Raw genomic sequence first — 18,841 nt, forward strand, 5'->3', positions numbered from 1 at the left:
CCTCCTCTTTTTTACTCTTTCTAAAAATTCGCTTCAATTGATTGGCCGGAACGAATTCGATCAGCAATTTGGTCAATTTTACGTAAGCGGTGATTGATACCTGACTTACTCACAACCCCACTCTCGACCATTTCCCCAAGTTCTTTTAACGTGACATCTTGGTGCTTCATTCTGAGTTCTGCAATTTCTCTTAATTTCGGAGGTAATTGCTCAAGACCGAGTTCACGCTCGACAAGGCGAATATTCTCTACTTGTCTAAGAGCAGCTCCGACCGTCTTATTAAGATTTGCGGTCTCACAGTTTACTAGACGATTGACTGAGTTACGCATATCTTTCATAATCCGAACATCCTCAAAATAGAGAAGCGCTTGATGGGCACCAATGATGTTTAAGAACTCCGTGATCTTCTCACTCTCTTTCATATACGTGATGAACCCCTTCTTACGTTCCAATGTTTTTGCATTTAGATCGTATTCGTTCATCAATTCACATAAAGATTGATTATGTTCTTCATATAATGAAAAAACCTCAAGATGATAAGAAGAGGTTTCAGGGTGATTAATAGACCCGCCGGCTAAAAATGCACCTCGTAAGTAAGCTCTTTTGCAACATGATTCTTTAATCAAATCATGAGAGATTGTACGAATAAACGTAAAACCCTCACCTAAAATGCCTAATTGTTCAAGCAGCATTTTCGCTTCATGAGAGATCCGCACAAGATAAACATTGTTTTTCTTTAAACGCATCTTTTTACGAACAAGAAGTTCTACGAAAATTTCTGGGTATAACTTCTTAATTAATGTATAAATCCGACGAGCAATTGCCGCATTTTCAGTCGTCACATCAAGCCCTAATTGTCTATTTCCTAACGACATCGAGCCATTCATTCGAATAAGAGCAGCAAGTTCTGCTTTTGCACAACAGTCCTCTTGTTCAAACTGAGTAAGTTCTTTTTTTGTAGTGGCTGCGAAGGACATTCTCATTACTCCTTTCAGCCGTGTAGCACGCATTCATGATCTTTGCATCTATCTGTTCTGTTCATCTTTTGCTAAACCACACGCCAGTTTTCTCATGACCTTATTTATTATTTCAATGTATCAATTAATGCTTTCGACACTTTAGCAGCATCGTGTCTGACCATTCGTCCGTATTCTAAAACGAAGTGATCACAGATGATGCCCACCCCTTGATCATGCAGTTTATCGAAGTCAACTACTACAGGTACAGCATCCTCTTTTGCATAATGATCTCTTACTTCCTGGGACATAGGTGATCCATGAACTAGGATCTCATCTATCATACCTTTTCCACAATGAGAAAACAACGCATCGAGGTGTTCCGAGGCGGAATAATCGTCGGTTTCCCCGCTTTGTGTCATTACATTACAAATATATACCTTTTTAGCCTTCGATTCCGAAACCGCTTCACTAATACCCGGTACAAGCAAGTTCGGTAACACACTTGTATATAGACTCCCAGGCCCAAGGACAATTAAGTCAGCATTGCGAATTTCACGCAAGCTCTCTGGAAGTGGTTCGACATCATCAGGCGTTAAAAACACTCGCTTAATTCGCTTCTGTTCAAGAGGTATTTTCGATTCCCCAGTAACAATCGTACCATCCTCCATCTCTCCGTGAAGAACAACACTGCGATTGGCAGCTGGAAGGACTTTACCCCTTACGTTAAGAACCTTACTCAGCTCTGTTATCCCTCTCGCAAAATCACCAGTGATGGAGGTCATGCCAGCAAGAAGTAAATTGCCTAGAGAGTGACCTGATAGGCCATTTCCATTGGCAAAACGATGTTGAAATAATTCTTCTACTAACGGTTCCACTTCCGCCAAAGCGACAAGGACATTTCGTACATCCCCAGGTGGCGGAATATTTAGTTCTTGCCTGAGACGACCAGAACTCCCCCCATCATCAGCCACTGTTACAATCGCCGTGATGGAAACAGGAAATGTCTTTAATCCTCGAAGTAATACAGATAGTCCTGTTCCTCCGCCGATTACAACAATTTTTTTTTGTTTCACGTTGATTTTTCCTTCCCCTTCTCAATATCTCTATGACTGACATGCATCACATACTCACTCGAAAAAGCCTCTCCAAAATATTCTGCTAGCGTAACGGAACGGTGTTTACCACCTGTACATCCGATTCCAATGACTACTTGGCTTTTCCCTTCACGCTTATATTGAGGAAGCATATATGTTAATAGATCGCGCAGCTTTTCAATAAATGTTTGCGTCTCACTCCACTTTAAAACATAGGAGGAAACTTCCTCATTCAATCCCGTTTTAGGTCGAAGATGATCCACGTAGTGAGGGTTTGGTAAGAACCTCACATCAAATACGAGATCAGCATCAATCGGAATCCCATATTTAAAGCCGAAGGACATTAAATTTATCGAGAATGGATGACGATCCGTTGTTTTAAAACGTTGGATGATCCGCTCTCTTAATTGAATCGGCTTCATTTCCGTTGTATCAATAATTTGTTGGGCACGGCCTTTTAATTCTTCTAATAACTCTCGCTCTTTTTTAATTCCCTCAAGAGGCAAACCATTTTTGGCGAGCGGATGAGAACGTCTTGTTTCCTTGTAACGTTGAACAAGCTTGGCATCCTTCGCATCTAAAAATAAGATCTGCATTTCAAGTTGAATGTTTGTTGTGTTGCTAATAATATCAATTGCTTCAAACAAATGATCAAAGAAGGCTTTTCCTCTTAGATCAATAACAAGTGCCACTTTATTCATTGTCCCATTGGAACCTTTTAAGAGATCAACAAACTTTGGTATTAAAGCAGGCGGCAGATTATCTACACAGAAATATCCTAAGTCTTCAAAACTTTGTACGGCAACGGTTTTACCAGCCCCTGACATTCCTGTTATAATCACAATTTGAATTTCTTCCTTGTTGGTCATAACCTTCTCACCTGCTCTTCTATAAGATCATTTTATTTAGTAAGTATATGTTTTAAGCTGATGGATCCGGATCTAGTCGGTAAGAAAGTAACTTAAAATCTGGTGTGTAATGAAACGTACCATACATAATATCGTCACGTTCTAGCACATGGCGAAAAAGTTGTTTATCTCCTTCAGCCATAGGTAATCCACTAATTTGGTCAAGGGCTTGCCAAGCTAGTTCTCCCTCTGGTGACTGATCAAGCTGTTCACCTTCAAACTGTGTCGCTTGAAATGTAAACATCATCCACTCAGACTTTATCGCATCATTTTCTATAATGACCATTGAAAAAACCGCACGTAGCTCTGCATCCTTCACAAGAAGCCCCGTTTCTTCACGGAATTCTCTTGTTACAGTTTCTTTAATTGATTCTCCTGACTCCATCTTTCCGCCTGGTGCCACCCACCAGCCTCTACGGGGTTTCTGGAGTAATAACGCTTTATCATCATTTACGAGTACACAGTTTGTAACCCTTTGCAACAGCTTCACCTCACGTTCTATCTCCATTTTATTATACATTCATTTTGATATCGTCACAATTACTTGAATTAGGGAAAATTTACATAAAGGAACTTTTTACAAAAACGTTTAAAAAAAGACAAAAAAAGGGCACGGACAAGATGTCCGTGCAAATTATATAAAAAAGGGGGTCAATTACTTATTTATATGATACCCCATATTTATTTCATACTTGTTACAAACTCATTAAGACCGAATTACGTTTTTTTCTGTAGTTTTTTGAATTATTTTGTTCCTTCTGCGAGACTTTCAAGATAATGTTGCACATTTTGGGCTGCCAGACTTCCATCTCCAGTTGCTGTTACAATTTGACGCAGAGATTTTTCACGAATATCCCCTGCTGCATAAATGCCAGGAACTTTCGTTTCCATCTCCTCATTTGTGACAACATACCCTTCTTCATTTAAAATACCAAGGTCTTTGACACTTGCATTAAGTGGAAGCATCCCGATATAGATGAAGACACCGTCTGTTTTAAAGTCTTTCTTCTCACCTGTCTCAGTGTTCTCAATTGATACGCTGCCTACTTTTCCACCATCTGCGTTGATTTCATTGACGACATGATTCCAAATGAATTCAATCTTATCGTTGTTAAACGCACGATCTTGAAGGATTTTTTGGGCACGTAATTGATCACGACGGTGAATAACCGTTACTTTTGAAGCAAATCGTGTTAGGTAAACCGCTTCTTCAACAGCAGAGTCACCTCCACCAATAACGACAAGCTCTTTCCCTTTAAAGAAAGCACCGTCACATACTGCACAGTAAGATACACCGCGACCACTTAATTCTTTTTCCCCAGGAATTCCTAGCTTCTTGTACTCAGCACCAGTTGCCACAATCACAGAACGCGCTTTGTACTCTTTGCTGCCTGCTTTCACTACTTTATAGTCGCTATGATCAACAATTTCTTTTACATCACCATATCCATATTCAGCACCAAATTTCTTTGCGTGCTCAAACATTTTTGTTGATAATTCAGGCCCTAGAATGTGATCAAAACCTGGGTAGTTCTCAACATCTTCAGTATTTGCCATTTGTCCACCAGGAACCCCACGCTCAAGCATAATCGTGCTAAGGTTTGCACGAGATGTATATACAGCCGCAGTCATACCTGCTGGACCTGCCCCTGCAATAATTACATCATACATTTTTTCTTCACTCATCCTGATCCACTCCTTGATTCACTACTAATTAATAGATTATATCCCCATCGTAAACAAGTAACATATAAGTGTCTACTTATATGCTCAAACTACATAATTTCTTAACAATTACCATAGACGGTATGATAGTTCGTTATCCTGTAGCTGTTTTTGTTCTATCTTCAGAAGGAGGTCTCCGGCGATTGTATTCCCTAATCGTTCTGCTCGTCTCCAATAAAACAAAGCCTTTTCTTGTTGATCGGTTTGATAATAAGCCACTGCAAGACAGTGAAAAAGATCCGGTTCGCGCTCAAGTAAGAATGGTTCGACACGAATAATTCGACTAATGACTTGCTCATAATCACCTACTGCCGCTAACACTTGTGCTACCTTCATATGATGTTCGATATCTAGCGGATAAATGCGTTTAATAGCATTTATAAATGGAGCAGCTTTCTCTTTTTCCTGTTGCAACGTAAAGAAGACAGCTAAATTGCATAAGGCAAAAAGATTCCCCTCATCTTCTTCTAGCACGTTTTGACTAATTTCAAACGCCGAATCATCACCTAACCGAAATAAAGCTTCGGCTAAATGATTATGCGCTGCCCAGCAGGTGGGATGCTCTTCGATAATATGTTGCAAAATGGGAATGGCCTCTTCGGGCTTTCCCTTTTTTAATAACGTCCGAGCACGGTCGTGTTCAATAATGTATTCATCAGAAGATAAGTCGAGTTCATCCCACTCTTCTTCGTCTTCATCCTTCTCATTTTGTTCAACTTGCATAAGCTCCAACAAGTCCCCTGCATCACGAAAGAATTCGCCACCTGGTGTTAGAACCATATAACGTTTAGCAGCCTCTTCAGCTTTTTCAAATAAACCAAGATACGCATAGTTATTAGCCATAAAGAAATAACATTCCGATTGCACATCTCCGTGTTTAGCTAGAACCATTGAAAGAATATCATTTGAACGTTCATACTGTCCGATCTCTGAGAGAACCGCAGCCAATTGAACATGAAAGACTGGCTCTTTATCTGTAAGCTTCACAGCACGCTCAAATAACTTCACTGCTCGCTTTAAATGGTTTTTTCGATAAGCAATAATGCCTCTATGAAAGAAATAATCGCCACTTCTATAAAAAGGGACAACATTTCGGTTTTCTTGTTCATTTTCAGGTGTGAAATTCATGAAGTTCGATTCCTCCAGCTTTGCATTCATACGCTTAAGTATACAATAAATGGAGTGATCGTGGGGAAGGGGAATTAAGGTAGATCACTTTTTCAAGGTTCGACATATGGAGTGACGGTAATATTGGGTGTTCCATTGATATTTTCGATCAAAATATGAAATCTCGTTGTAGGGTCCAAGTCGATCGTCATGCTGGCCTGGTCACTGCCCTCAGACACATCAAAGCCGTATCCCCTAAGCTCTTGATTGGAACTAGCATTGACTAGTGCTCGTTCAGCATACATCTCCCCCATTTCTTTCACTTTTTGCAATTGTATATCTTGTTCTGCCTTTTCAAATTGGATCGAGCTGTTCATTAGATTTGAAATTAGAATAGGAGCAAATATTCCTATTACTGTTATGATGAGAAGGACGATTAAAAGTGCATAGCCACGTTGATTTTTGATCATCTTCATCTTCATCTTTTTAATCCTCCTGCTCGATATAGCCATATATTTCGGATTCAACTTTTGAACACGGTAATTCATCACAAATCTTCACATGTATTCGAGTTAACCCTAAGCTTTCTTCTAGATCGATAACATCACTAACAGGATAATCTATTTCAAAGTAATAGTTTTTTCCATTCAAAGTGATTGGTTGAGTAGGTACCGAATCAGTTCGAGCCTCATACAATACTCTTTCTGCTAGATTCACAGCGGTTAGACGGTCTTCTACCTTTGAAGACCAAATCATAGATTGAGAGAAAATACTGAGGAAAATAATGATGACAATACTAAGCAAGGTGATGGAAGCAAGTAGTTCTATTAGTGTTAATCCTGTATTATTAACATATCGATTAAAATATTTCATCTAGAATACTCCTTCCTATCATTACAATTTGAGGTGGACCATCTATGTTTAAAAAATATCTTTCCAAACAATCTGGGTTTACCTTACTTGAAGTGTTAGCCACTTTGGTTATCTCTTCTATACTTATCGGTATTACATACGGTGTATTAACAACCACTGTGACATTTAATGAAAACACAACCTCACATATTAACTTAAGACAGGAAGCAAACATCATTATCACTCAACTGAGGCAGAAACATCAAGATGATGAGGGGATTAATTCAGAGGACTTACTATCACTTATACCAGACGATACCCAATTAACACAATTCGAATTAAGAAATGGTGGAGTTACGTGGTCTCTATCTGATAATGGCACTTCAATAAACTGTGACCTTTGCGAAACAGACCCTAATGAAACCCTTTATATTGCATTCACGATTGAAGATAAGGTTCATTCCTATGATTTTGAAGTGAATACTGCTATTGAGAAGATTGCTTCATATGAGCCACCTGAAGCAGACCCCGAAGATCCTGATCCACCTGAGAATGATTTCTTTGATTATATTTCTGACCCGAATAGAAATGTGTTTGTTTACGGAAGCCAATTTTCATTTAGCGGCAATCAGGTAAATGGACCAAATGCGACAATGGTTATTCAAGGAAACCTATCTGGTAGTCAACTAAATGGCGGAGCATTCAATAATGTCTCCAATATCTATATTGGCGGGATTGTAGACATCGATGGTGGAAGCGCTGGACTTGGATCAAGAACACAGCCGGGAAACATTTACGTGAATAATAATCTTTCGCTATGGAGAGGCTCTCGCAATATTTACGGTGATGTGTACGTAAATGGAAACTTCCGCTTAAAAGATGCAAATATATTTGGAAATGTCTATGTAAATGGAGATGTGGAATTAGGGTGGACACCTACCTTATCTCCCAATTCTACTATTTATTATACAGGTACACTCACTCATCCAGATGATTACAGACAATCAATATTAGACAAAGTCATCCGTGTATCTGATGTCCCTAGCTTTGAGATGCCTGACTTTCCTATTCCATCATTGCGTGAGGATGAGTGGTATGTAACGAAGGGCTACGACCAGACCGTTCGACCAAGTGGCATGAAAGTATTCGGGGGGAATATCTCGATTCAAAGTTATACCTCTAGCTCTGGTCAGTTTATCAGCTCTTTTACAAATGCTATTGTTGTCAGTACTGGCGATATCAACATTTCTGGTGGTAGTTTGCAAATGACTGGCGTTTTATTTGCACCGAATGGAAAAGTGACCTTTAATGGTCAATCTTTTGAAGGGCTTGTGATTGCACGAGATGGATTCCACGTAACGAGTGGTGGCTCCACCGTTACATTTAGAAATATTACCGATTATATTAGCACCCCTGAAGACTTCCCACTCCAATAAATACGAAAGGACGCTTGAATATCAAGCGTCCTTTCTATTACTCTATGCTACCTTCACCCGTTCTTCCCTAACACCATTATCTCTTCTCTCGTCTCTCTTAAACATTCCTTTCACATACGGCACTACCCAACGGTCACCACCAAATCGTCCTGTATTGGCTCCTGCAGCTAAGAGGAAGATACTAAATAAGATCATCCATGGATTAGTTGAAATGGTTCCAGCAAATAAGAAGGCAAAGTTCATCATTACTCCAAAGAATGCAGCAGCAGTGGTAAAGACGCCTAAGATTAATCCAAGCCCGACAAGGAACTCTCCCCAAGCGACCATGAAGCTAAAAACCTCTGCATTCGGTACAGCAAATCCTTCAATGAAGGCGAAGTAATTGGGATATTGTTCGAGAACGGCTTCGTTATTCACCACCCCCATTAAATACCCTTCCGCATTAAACCCACCAGTGATTTTTCCAAATCCAGCAGTTAGCCACATCCACCCAATATACAACCTAATTACAGTTAAAGCTCCTGCAGCATAACGATTCTTACGCAAAAAGTTCATAAACATCATATATTCCTCCTCAATAAATTAGATACCATTTTCATTTTTAATAGTTTGTGAAAACATTCACATATATACGTAAAAAAATCAATTTGGGTTAGCGATCACTAACTTCCTTACACTCATAGTATACTATCAAAAGTTTGTGAATTTAATCACAATCCCGCATCTTTTGTGGCCGGTTTGTGAAATGTTGAGCAAATTATATCTAATAGAACAAAAATGAAGACCTACTTGATTCCAAATAGGCCTTCTTCTAGTTTATGATTTTGGTTTATGACGCTCTTCAAGTACCGATAGTACTTCATCAAGCGGAAGTTTTTGCTCTCGTAATAGGACTAACACGTGATAAAGCAAGTCGGCCACTTCCCATTTTAATTCTTCTGGGTCACGGTTTTTCGCAGCGATAATGACTTCGCCTGCTTCCTCGCCAACTTTCTTCAAAATCTTATCGACCCCTTTTTCAAATAGATAGGTCGTGTACGCTCCTTCTGGCATTTCTGCTTCGCGTTGGGCAATCACTTGCTCAAGCTCATCAATAATTGCAAATCTTGTTGGATTTATGCGTACATTTTCCCCAAACAATGAATCACTAAAGCACGTGTAATCCCCTTTATGACATGCAGGACCTGCTGGTGTCACGAGAACAACTAATGCATCAGCATCACAATCGTAGCGCATATCAGCGATTGTTTGTGTGTTACCTGAAGTGGCTCCTTTATGCCAAAGCTCTTCACGAGAACGGCTATAGAACCATGTTTCTCTTGTTTCCATTGATTTTTCAAGGGATTCCTTGTTCATATAAGCAAGTGTCAGCACTTCTTTACTCGTTGCATCTTGAACAATCGCTGGCACTAGTCCGCGTTCGTCAAATTTAATTTTGTCTACACTCATCGAACGAGCACCCCTTCCTCTTTTAAATACGTCTTCACTTCTTCAACAGATGTTTCTTTGTAATGAAAAATGGAAGCAGCAAGTGCAGCATCAGCGTTTGCTTCTTTAAACACATCAGCAAAATCTTCCTTCTTTCCTGCTCCACCTGAGGCAATCACAGGTACGGTAACGACTTCATTAACAGCTTTAGTTAACGCGAGATCAAACCCCGTTTTTGCCCCATCTTGATCCATACTCGTCAGCAAGATCTCACCTGCACCAAGTCGCGTCGCTTCCTTCGCCCAGTCACGCACTTCCCATTCAGTCGCTTGGCGTCCACCATGCGTGTAAATACGCCATGAACCAAGTTCCTCGTCATATTTCGCATCAATCGCCACGACAATGCATTGCGATCCAAAGAAATCCGCCCCTTCACGAATCAGTTCAGGACGCTTCACAGCTGCTGTGTTCAAAGACACCTTGTCAGCTCCAGCACGCAAGACTCGCTTCATATCTTCAAGCGTATTGATCCCACCGCCTACCGTAAATGGAATCGCAAGCTTACCAGCTACTTCTTCCACGACTTCAACCATCGTCTCGCGGCCTTCATGCGAAGCAGAAATATCTAAGAAGACCAGTTCATCAGCGCCTTGCTCATCATAGAAAGCGGCCAATTCAACCGGATCTCCAGCATCACGAAGGTCAACAAATTGAATCCCTTTGACAACACGGCCTTCTTTTACATCCAAACACGGAATCATTCGTTTTGTCAGCACGTGTTATCACTCTCCTTTTAGGGCTTCTTCAAGCGTGAACTGATTCGTATAAAGAGCTTTTCCAACGATTGCTCCACCGATCTTACTTGGATGTTCACGAAGGTCTTTAAGATCTGATAAATTACTAACGCCGCCTGAAGCAATCACTTCTTTCCCTGTTGCTTCGCTTAGCTTGGCAATCGCTTCTGTATTTGGACCAGATAACATTCCGTCTCGTGAAATATCGGTAAAGATAAACACTTCAGCCCCGTGTCTTGCAAGCTCATTAGCAAGGTCAACCGCTTGGACAGACGATGTTTCAAGCCAGCCGTCTGTTGCGACATATCCATCACGAGCATCTAGACCAATGGCTATTTTTTCGCCACCATATGTAGAGAGCATTTCTTTTGTAAAGGCTGGGTTGTTTACCGCCACACTTCCTAAAATAACACGATCCACCCCGCGCTCTAAGTAATAAGCAATGTCTTCAGCTGTGCGGATACCTCCACCAACTTGAACAGACACATCTAATTCCTTTGCCACCTTGACGACATGCTCGTGATTAATGCGTGTCTTTGCTCTCGCTCCGTCTAAATCCACCATATGAATCCATTTAGCACCAGCGTCTGCAAACGCCCTTGCCATATCAAACGGGGAATCTCCGTATATCGTCTCTTGATTGTAATCTCCTTGCACTAACCTCACACATTTTCCGTCTCGCATATCAATTGCTGGATAAATCTCAAACTTAGCCACGTGCAACCGCTCCCCTCTCGACAAATGCTACATAGTTTTTCAAAATAGACATGCCGACTGAACTACTTTTTTCTGGATGGAACTGTGTACCTAGGACATTGTCACGTCCGACAACGGCTGGTACGACTCGTCCATACTCACTTGTTGCCAGTAAAACGTCTGTGTCGTCTGTTTTCACGACATATGAATGAACAAAATACACATACCCTTCTTCCACATTTTTCAGTAAAAGGTGATCAGGCTTTTGGAACATCAGTTTATTCCAGCCCATATGAGGGACTTTGTAGAGGTTACCCGCTTCATCCTTGCCACTAAAACGCTCGACCCGTCCCGGAAGCAACCCAAGACCAGCCGTTAAGCCATGTTCTTCACTTTCCTCAAAAAGAAGCTGCATTCCAAGACAAATCCCTAGAAGTGGCTTGCCCTCTTTGGCCCAATTACTCAAGAAGATCGATAAGCCCGTTTCCTTTAAGATACTTGCCCCATCACGAAAGGCTCCTACTCCTGGCAAGATCAAGCCATCAGCTTTTTCCAGTTCAGCCGTTTGATCGGAGAGGAAATAAGGGATATCCAAACGCTCAAGCGCTTTACTCACACTATGTAAATTCCCCATACCATAATCGACAATGCCAATCATTTACAACATTCCTTTCGTTGATGGAACCCCTTTAACACGGTTATCAATCGTTGTTGCTTCATCTAATGCACGTGCAAGGGCTTTAAAGATCGCTTCTATGATGTGGTGGGTGTTGTGTCCATAATGAACAATCACATGTAAATTCATTCTTGCTTCAAGAGCGAACTTCCATAAGAATTCATGAACAAGCTCCGTATCAAAGGTTCCGACCTTTTGACTTGGAAACTCAGCACGGAATTCAAGATGCGGACGGTTGCTTAAGTCTACGACGACTTGAGCGAGTGTTTCATCCATTGGTACAAAGGCACTACCATAACGTTTAATCCCTTTTTTATCTCCTAAAGCTTCCTTTAAAGCTAAGCCAAGACAAATACCGATGTCCTCCGTTGTGTGATGATCATCTACTTCTGTGTCACCATTCGCATCAACCGTTAAATCGAAATGGCCGTGCTTCGTAAACAAATCAAGCATATGAGTGAGAAATGGAACGCCTGTCTCAAGCTTAGAAGTACCTTCCCCATCAATTGAAAAATCAAGAACAATATCTGTTTCTCCAGTCTTTCTTGCCAGTCTAGCTTGTCTCATCTCTATTCATCCTCCAACCTAATATCGATTGCTCTTGCATGTGCTTCTAATCCTTCTAATCTAGCAAGGGCTGAAATGCTTGCTCCGTTCTGCTTCATTGCCTGTTTGCTGTAGCTAATCACACTTGATTTCTTGACAAAATCATCGACACTTAATGGGCTTGAAAAGCGTGCGGTGCCATTTGTCGGTAACACATGGTTCGGTCCGGCAAAGTAATCACCCACTGGCTCTGAGCTGTATGGTCCAACGAAAATCGCTCCCGCATGGCGGATACGACCAACAAGTGACATCGCATCCTCTGTAAGGATCTCCAGATGTTCTGGTGCCAGTTCATTAGTTACATTCACGGCTTCTTCTAAATCCTTCGTCACATAAATGGCTCCATAATCTTGAATCGATGCTTGGGCAATTTCTCGCTTCGGCAAGGTTTCAAGCTGACGAATGACCTCCGCTTTCACTTCATCAGCAAGGTCCTGACTTGGTGTCACAAGTACGGCCGATGCTCGTTCATCATGCTCTGCTTGACTCAACAGATCTGCTGCGATGTATCGCGCATTGGCATTCTCATCTGCCAACACGACAATTTCACTCGGTCCTGCAATCATGTCAATATCAACTCGTCCAAATACCGCGCGTTTTGCCAAAGCGACATAGATGTTGCCTGGTCCAGTGATTTTATCGACAGCTTGAATCGTCTCTGTTCCGTATGCGAGTGCTGCTACGGCTTGGGCGCCTCCAACTTTGTAAATCGTCGTGATGCCTAGTTCATTGGCTGTAACAAGAACACTTGCTGGGATGCTGCCGTCTTTTTGTGGGGGTGAGACGATCGTAATTTGTTTCACTCCTGCCACTTGAGCTGGAATCACATTCATCATAATCGAGGAGGGGTATGCTGCTTTCCCGCCTGGTACATAGAGTCCGACTGAATCAAGTGGTGTTACTTTTTGTCCAAGGATCGTGCCATCTTCTTTTGTTGTCATCCATGATTGTTGAACTTGACGTTGGTGGAAGTCATGGATATTGACGATTGCCGCTCGGATCGCGTTTAATACACCAGGGTCGATTTGTTCATACGCCGCGTTGACCTCCGCTTTCTCGACGAGTAAACTGTCTAATGTCGCACCATCAAATTTCTCGGTGTAGGACAAAAGGGCAGCGTCCCCTTTTTCACGAACGTCTTGAATGATCTTCTCAACCGCTTCCCGCTGTTCACTTGTTCCTGCATCAAGATCACGCTTTAAGCTGACTTCGTCGGTTACTTGCACAATTTTCATGCTTGTTCCCCCTCCACGACGCCTGATAAGCGCTCGACCATTTGATCGATTTGTTCATCTTTCATGCGGTAACTGACAGGATTCACGATCAGCCTCGATGTGATCGGCACAATCGTTTCAAGCTCTACCAGACCATTTTCTTTAAGGGTGCGACCTGTTGAAACGATATCGACAATACGATCTGCTAAGCCGATGAGTGGGGCTAATTCGATCGAGCCATTCAATTTAATCATCTCGACTTGCTCGCCTTGTTCTTTAAAATATTGAGCTGCAAGATTCGGATACTTTGAAGCTACTTTAGGATTGATATCTTTTTTCTCATACCCCGGAAGGCCGGCAACCGCTAAATAGCAGGCACTAATTTTCAAATCAAGCACTTCATACACATCACGCTCTTCTTCAATCATGACATCTTTTCCAGCCACTCCGATGTCAGCCACCCCATGCTCGACATAGGTCGGTACATCCATTGGTTTTGCTAAAATGAAGCGTAGATTTTCTTCTTCAACATCTAATATCAATTTCCGCGAATCATCAAATTCTTCTGGGAGGCGGTAGCCGGCTCTGCGTAAAAGCTCAACGGCCTCTTCAAATATTCTTCCTTTAGGCATCGCCACTGTTAATACTTCGCTCATCCTACTCGCCTCCTTTTTTTGACTTACCAATGCAATAAATCACATCATCATACTGCTCGCTCATTTGATCAACATCCCCTACACCTGAGAGGTCTTGAAGAACGACTGAGATGCCTTCTTCACGCTTTTCCCGTGCAAGTTTCGTTGCTTCCACACGACGTTCTTTGCTGAAGATCACGCAAACATTTTCTTCAGGTTGCGCTGTTTTTCCGATTGCTTCTACGAGTAGATCAAGACGCACACCAAACCCTGTTGCTGGAGCTGGGCGATCAAACTTTTCAAGCAATTGATCGTAACGCCCGCCACTGCTTAAAGGAACACCGAGGTCATTTCCATACCCTTCAAACACAACACCTGTGTAATAGCTCAAGTGCAGCACCAGGTTCAAATCAAGCTTCACATATGAATCAATGCCGTAGCTCTCAAGAACGTCCCATAATTGAGTCAATTCAGCAAGGGCCTGCTCTCCTTTTCCCGTCTGGATAAGCTCTGCTGCTTGATTCAGGGCTTCTTTTCCACCACGAAGCTTGAGGAGCTTCATAAGACGACCTTTATCAATCGAGGACAAACTCAGTTCTTTAACATGCTCCTTAAAGCCTACATAGTTCTTCTCATATAAATAGCGGCGTAATACAAGTGCGCGCTCTTCATTTCCAACGACGTCCAGTAAAAGCGCATCTACATAGCCAACATGACCGATCGCTACTTTAAAGCCTGAGAGACCAGCACGCTTTAAGCTTGCGATCATAAGCGCAATCACTTCTCCGTCCGCACTAACTGTTCCATCGCCAATTAACTCGACTCCAACTTGTTCAAATTCAGCTGGCTTGCCGCCTTCATGCTGCTGGGCGCGATAGACATTCGATTGGTAATTAAGACGTACTGGGAAAGTTGATTCTTTTAAACTAGATGCGACAAGTCTGGCAATCGGTGCAGTCATATCCGGACGTAGCACCAATGTATGTCCTTTTGAATCAAGTAATTTAAAAAGCTGTTGATCGAGGATAGCAGATGCTTCTCCGACCGTATCGTAAAATTCAAGGGTCGGTGTATCAATCGTTTGATAGCCCCACAAGGACATCTCTGTTACGAGCTGGTCCCGTATTTGTTTTTTCGTTCTATAAAGAGCTGGTAAGGTATCTCTCATTCCAATTGGCTTCTCAAACATAAATGGCTTTGACATCACGATCCACTCCTTGTTATCTCTATCTTGTAGTAAGTCCTAAGAGTAAGCGACCTATTCATCTATCCGAACACCTTTGCTTTAGTTCGCTAATATAGTACCGAAATAAAGAATTTATATGTAGTCTACACGAGGTCATTCAACCCGTCAACAGAAAAGACTGATTTTTTTGAGAGTATGTGTGGAGGTGATTAGAGTGGTGACGCTATTAAATAGTAGGAGGAGGCTCAATCCTCTCACCATCTTCTTATTATTCGACTTTTTCATCTATAAATCCTCTTGGAGTAAACGTTAATGATTGGTATGAGCGGAATTGGGGCTGGTATGAGCGAACGTTTCGCCTTTATGAGCGGTATTTCTGATATAGGAGCGAGTTGGCGGCATATATGTGCGCGATTCGCGATATATGTGCGAACCACCTATTCCCACCTCATATATGAGCGAAACCACCACCGCATCCCCTCAAAGGCGACAAACTAAAAACCGCTTAGCACAAAATTGTGCCGAAGCGGTTTTACACACGTTCTTTTATGATTTGCATCGGGTTGCCTCCGACAAAGGCGCCGGCCGGAACATCGCGGTGGACGAGGGTGCCAGCTGATACAATCGCTCCGTCACCGATTGTTACACCTGGTAGGATCGTCGTGTTAGCACCGATCATCACTTCGTCGCCAATGATCACATCGCCAAGTCGATACTCTTTAATCAAGTATTCGTGCGCAAGGATCGTCGTATTGTAGCCGATAATCGAGTTTCGTCCAATCGATATACGCTCTGGGAACATAATATCCATCATCACCATTAAAGCAACGGCCGTCTCATCGCCTACTTTCATTCGCAGGAACGTCCGATATAGCCAGTTTTTCGCCTTTAAAAAAGGTGTGTACCTGGCGACTTGGATAACGATGAAATTTTTAACGACTTTCAAAAACGGAACTGTACGGTAAATTTGCCAAAGAGAATTCGCTGTACTCACCGGGTAGCTCTCTGTTTTTCGACTCACTTTCTTCCCTCCACAATATCAAGAAGGTCGCTCATCTCAGCAAGGATATAATCAGGTTCTAACGCGCGCATTGCCTCTTCCCCTTTAATCGACCAACTCACGGCTGCTGTTGGGACGCCAAGATTTTTCCCGGCACCAATATCATGTGGGCTATCACCGATCATCATTGCACCTTCTTTTGATACACCGAGTGCCGTTAGCGCTTTTTCAAGCGGCTCTGTATGAGGCTTCGCATTCTGAACATCATCTAAACCAACAACAACGTCAAAAAATTCATCTAACTTCATTAACTTCAGACCCATTAATGCCGTTTTACGAATTTTTGTGGTCACAATGGCAAGGTTATAGCCTTTTTCGTGAAGCTCTTTAATCGTTTCATAGACCCCTTCATACTCTCTCACCAATTCATCATGAAACGAGTGGTTGTGAGTACGGTAGACATCAATCATTTCCTCGTAACGCTCAGGATCCACCTGCTTGAAGCTATCTATTAGTGGTGGTCCAATAAAGGAAATGACTTTCTCACGATCATATTCACCTGGCTTAAACTGCTCTAGTGTATGCATGAAGGATGCAATGATTAAATCGTTTGTATTAATTAACGTACCATCAAGGTCAAATAATAATGTTTTAATGCTCATAAGTCGCTTCCTTTCTATCTACCTTTTGATCTTTTTCAAGACGGTTCCAAATAAATGCCACAGCAACGGTCAAGACAATCGCCGTCACTAACCGGATAAGTAAGAGCGGCCAGACTGGGATACCAAGTGGGATAAAGATTAACGTATCTTCAATCACCGCATGACAGGCAACGAGGAAAATAAAGACTAAATAAAGATCCTTTTTAGAGACATTATCTTCTTTAACCGCTTGAATCATCACACCCGCACCGTATGCCAAGCCAAAAGCTAAGCCTGATGCAAGAGTCGTTGATGTATTTTCACGAATACCGAGTAAACGGGTAAAAGGAGCCATCCAACGTGCCATCACCTGTAACCAGTTTAACTCTTTCATGATTTGAACAAACACCATGAGCGGAATCACAATCATCGCTAACTGTAAAATGCCAAGTGTTGCACTTTCTACTCCTGACCAAGCAATCCCAAGCCAAGTCGTTGGTTCTGCACTAGGTGTGGTAGAAACAAAGCCATACTGTGCCGTCTCTTGTCCTCCACTCCAAAACCAATGAATCACGAATGCGGAGAATAACGCCAGACCGACACGGACAGCTAAAACTACACTCATCCTGATGCCTACCTTTGTCGCTACCGCTGACTCAACAAAAAGATTATGAGAAAACGATAGCATCACAGCTAGAATGAACACTTCTTTTACTGATAGGTCGAGCGTTAAAATCGCGCCAATCCCGGCATATAAGTTCAACACATTACCTAGTACTAACGGAATGGCCGCTTCCCCTGGTAGCCCGATGAACCCCATCAATGGTGCGAGAAGGGCAGCCAACCAATCAAGAACAGGAGTGTGCCCTAATATCGTTACAATTAACGTAATCGGAAAAATGATTTTACCAAGTGTCCACGTTGTTTGAAGTCCAACCAGCAATCCTCTTTTTAGCATGATGCGTCTCTCCCCCACTCACGACTTACTTCTTCTTTTTCTTTGTCGCTTTTTTAGGATTGGTCTTTGTTTTATTAGGTGGTAATGCTGGATCTAAATACCTCTTCGTATTAGGTTGCTTACGGCGGTAAATCCAAAGAATAACCGCGCCAATAACTAATACAATTGAGATCACTTGAGCCGTTTTTAATACGCCAAAGATCAACAAGTAATCTAGACGAATCGCTTCAAGAAAGAATCGACCAACTGAATACCAAATTAGATACGTAAAGAAAATTTCCCCTTGCTTTAAGTTCAACTTACGTAAATAAAGCAATAAAGCGACACCGATTAAATTCCAAATCGATTCATATAAGAACGTCGGATGGTAATACGTTCCGTTAATAAACATTTGATTAATAATAAAATCAGGCAGCATCATATTTTCTAGAAACTCCCGTGTAACAGGTCCACCATACACTTCTTGGTTCATAAAATTTCCCCAACGACCAATCGCTTGCCCGAGCAAAAGACTAGGCGCTGCTACATCGATAAGCTGCCAGAAAGTGAGATTATGTCTTCTTGCAAATACATAAGTGGTTAAAACTCCCCCTATAATAGCTCCGTGAATCGCAAGCCCACCTTCCCAAATATAGAAGGCACGGATTGGGTCATCAGCAAATTGTTCCCATCTAAAGGTTACATAGTAAATACGAGCTGAGATAATGGAGATCGGCAGCGCAAATAACAACAAGTCTGCGAAGGTCTCTTTTGGCATCCCAAGCCGTACCGACTCACGCGATGCAAGCATATACCCCAAAAATACTCCAAGACCAATAATGGCCCCGTACCAATAAATTGTAAAAGGACCTATTTCTAAAAAGATTCGACTAAATGGTTCAATGGTTTCTTCCAACTTCTACACTTCCTCTCGATCTCTATAACTA

General features: G+C 42.0%; 22 protein-coding genes. 1 reads left to right on the forward strand and 21 read right to left on the reverse strand.

Features of this window, described 5'->3' with window-relative positions:
• Positions 1 to 20: 20 nt before the first annotated feature.
• The 8 genes from whiA to RYX56_RS07550 form a co-directional block, all read right to left on the reverse strand.
• Positions 21 to 977 (reverse strand): DNA-binding protein WhiA, encoded by a 957-nt coding sequence (gene whiA / locus RYX56_RS07515; RefSeq protein WP_317121458.1) that lies wholly within the window; start codon positions 975 to 977, stop codon positions 21 to 23.
• 107 nt (positions 978 to 1,084) lie between these two features.
• Positions 1,085 to 2,032 (reverse strand): gluconeogenesis morphogenetic factor MgfK, encoded by a 948-nt coding sequence (gene mgfK, locus RYX56_RS07520; RefSeq protein WP_317121459.1) that lies wholly within the window; start codon positions 2,030 to 2,032, stop codon positions 1,085 to 1,087.
• Positions 2,029 to 2,922 carry an RNase adapter RapZ gene (gene rapZ / locus RYX56_RS07525; protein WP_317121460.1) on the reverse strand — a complete coding sequence of 298 codons (894 nt, stop codon included), beginning with the start codon at positions 2,920 to 2,922 and terminating at the stop codon, positions 2,029 to 2,031. Before rapZ ends, mgfK begins: the two co-directional genes overlap by 4 nt.
• A gap of 52 nt (positions 2,923 to 2,974) precedes the next feature.
• Complete coding sequence (locus RYX56_RS07530; RefSeq protein ID WP_317121461.1) at positions 2,975 to 3,469, reverse strand: NUDIX hydrolase; 495 nt, start codon at positions 3,467 to 3,469, stop codon at positions 2,975 to 2,977.
• 236 nt (positions 3,470 to 3,705) lie between these two features.
• Positions 3,706 to 4,647, reverse strand: a complete 942-nt coding sequence (gene trxB / locus RYX56_RS07535) for a thioredoxin-disulfide reductase (protein WP_317121462.1) — start codon at positions 4,645 to 4,647, stop codon at positions 3,706 to 3,708.
• 108 nt (positions 4,648 to 4,755) lie between these two features.
• Complete coding sequence (locus RYX56_RS07540) at positions 4,756 to 5,814, reverse strand: tetratricopeptide repeat protein (protein WP_317121463.1); 1,059 nt, start codon at positions 5,812 to 5,814, stop codon at positions 4,756 to 4,758.
• 92 nt (positions 5,815 to 5,906) lie between these two features.
• Positions 5,907 to 6,275, reverse strand: a complete 369-nt coding sequence (locus RYX56_RS07545; RefSeq protein WP_317121464.1) for a type II secretion system protein — start codon at positions 6,273 to 6,275, stop codon at positions 5,907 to 5,909.
• Between the two features lie 4 nt (positions 6,276 to 6,279).
• Positions 6,280 to 6,666: a type IV pilus modification PilV family protein gene (locus RYX56_RS07550; RefSeq protein WP_317121465.1), complete on the reverse strand. Its 387-nt coding sequence runs from the start codon at positions 6,664 to 6,666 to the stop codon at positions 6,280 to 6,282.
• 44 nt (positions 6,667 to 6,710) lie between these two features.
• Here RYX56_RS07550 and RYX56_RS07555 point away from each other — a divergent pair, with 44 nt between their 5' ends.
• Positions 6,711 to 8,081: a prepilin-type N-terminal cleavage/methylation domain-containing protein gene (locus RYX56_RS07555; RefSeq protein ID WP_317121466.1), complete on the forward strand. Its 1,371-nt coding sequence runs from the start codon at positions 6,711 to 6,713 to the stop codon at positions 8,079 to 8,081.
• A gap of 42 nt (positions 8,082 to 8,123) precedes the next feature.
• Here the strand turns inward: RYX56_RS07555 and RYX56_RS07560 are convergent, their stop codons facing one another.
• The 13 genes from RYX56_RS07560 to lgt form a co-directional block, all read right to left on the reverse strand.
• On the reverse strand, positions 8,124 to 8,642 hold the full coding sequence (locus RYX56_RS07560) for a DoxX family protein (RefSeq protein WP_317121930.1): 519 nt from the start codon (positions 8,640 to 8,642) through the stop codon (positions 8,124 to 8,126).
• 255 nt (positions 8,643 to 8,897) lie between these two features.
• On the reverse strand, positions 8,898 to 9,530 hold the full coding sequence (gene hisIE / locus RYX56_RS07565) for a bifunctional phosphoribosyl-AMP cyclohydrolase/phosphoribosyl-ATP diphosphatase HisIE (RefSeq protein ID WP_317121467.1): 633 nt from the start codon (positions 9,528 to 9,530) through the stop codon (positions 8,898 to 8,900).
• Positions 9,527 to 10,285, reverse strand: a complete 759-nt coding sequence (gene hisF / locus RYX56_RS07570; protein ID WP_047973437.1) for an imidazole glycerol phosphate synthase subunit HisF — start codon at positions 10,283 to 10,285, stop codon at positions 9,527 to 9,529. Before hisF ends, hisIE begins: the two co-directional genes overlap by 4 nt.
• Before the next feature lie 6 nt (positions 10,286 to 10,291).
• A complete protein-coding gene (gene hisA / locus RYX56_RS07575) occupies positions 10,292 to 11,020 on the reverse strand; it encodes a 1-(5-phosphoribosyl)-5-[(5-phosphoribosylamino)methylideneamino]imidazole-4-carboxamide isomerase (RefSeq protein ID WP_317121468.1) in 729 nt (242 codons plus the stop codon).
• A complete protein-coding gene (hisH, locus tag RYX56_RS07580; protein WP_317121469.1) occupies positions 11,013 to 11,657 on the reverse strand; it encodes an imidazole glycerol phosphate synthase subunit HisH in 645 nt (214 codons plus the stop codon). Before hisH ends, hisA begins: the two co-directional genes overlap by 8 nt.
• Entirely contained in the window at positions 11,658 to 12,242 is a 585-nt protein-coding gene (hisB, locus tag RYX56_RS07585) for an imidazoleglycerol-phosphate dehydratase HisB (RefSeq protein WP_317121470.1), read from the reverse strand.
• A gap of 2 nt (positions 12,243 to 12,244) precedes the next feature.
• Positions 12,245 to 13,516 (reverse strand): histidinol dehydrogenase, encoded by a 1,272-nt coding sequence (gene hisD / locus RYX56_RS07590; protein WP_317121471.1) that lies wholly within the window; start codon positions 13,514 to 13,516, stop codon positions 12,245 to 12,247.
• On the reverse strand, positions 13,513 to 14,151 hold the full coding sequence (gene hisG / locus RYX56_RS07595) for an ATP phosphoribosyltransferase (RefSeq protein ID WP_317121472.1): 639 nt from the start codon (positions 14,149 to 14,151) through the stop codon (positions 13,513 to 13,515). Before hisG ends, hisD begins: the two co-directional genes overlap by 4 nt.
• 1 nt (position 14,152) lies before the next feature.
• Entirely contained in the window at positions 14,153 to 15,334 is a 1,182-nt protein-coding gene (locus RYX56_RS07600) for an ATP phosphoribosyltransferase regulatory subunit (RefSeq protein WP_317121473.1), read from the reverse strand.
• A gap of 514 nt (positions 15,335 to 15,848) precedes the next feature.
• Complete coding sequence (locus tag RYX56_RS07605) at positions 15,849 to 16,337, reverse strand: acyltransferase (RefSeq protein ID WP_317121474.1); 489 nt, start codon at positions 16,335 to 16,337, stop codon at positions 15,849 to 15,851.
• On the reverse strand, positions 16,334 to 16,978 hold the full coding sequence (gene ppaX, locus RYX56_RS07610) for a pyrophosphatase PpaX (RefSeq protein ID WP_317121475.1): 645 nt from the start codon (positions 16,976 to 16,978) through the stop codon (positions 16,334 to 16,336). Before ppaX ends, RYX56_RS07605 begins: the two co-directional genes overlap by 4 nt.
• Positions 16,968 to 17,915, reverse strand: coding sequence for a nucleoside recognition domain-containing protein (locus tag RYX56_RS07615; RefSeq protein ID WP_317121476.1), 948 nt, complete (start codon positions 17,913 to 17,915; stop codon positions 16,968 to 16,970). The genes ppaX and RYX56_RS07615 overlap by 11 nt, the downstream gene beginning before the upstream one ends.
• 25 nt (positions 17,916 to 17,940) lie before the next feature.
• Positions 17,941 to 18,810, reverse strand: a complete 870-nt coding sequence (lgt, locus tag RYX56_RS07620) for a prolipoprotein diacylglyceryl transferase (RefSeq protein WP_317121477.1) — start codon at positions 18,808 to 18,810, stop codon at positions 17,941 to 17,943.
• Positions 18,811 to 18,841 lie beyond the last annotated feature (31 nt).

Source organism: Alkalihalophilus lindianensis, from assembly GCF_032843265.1.
Lineage (GTDB): Bacteria > Bacillota > Bacilli > Bacillales > Bacillaceae_D > Alkalihalophilus > Alkalihalophilus lindianensis.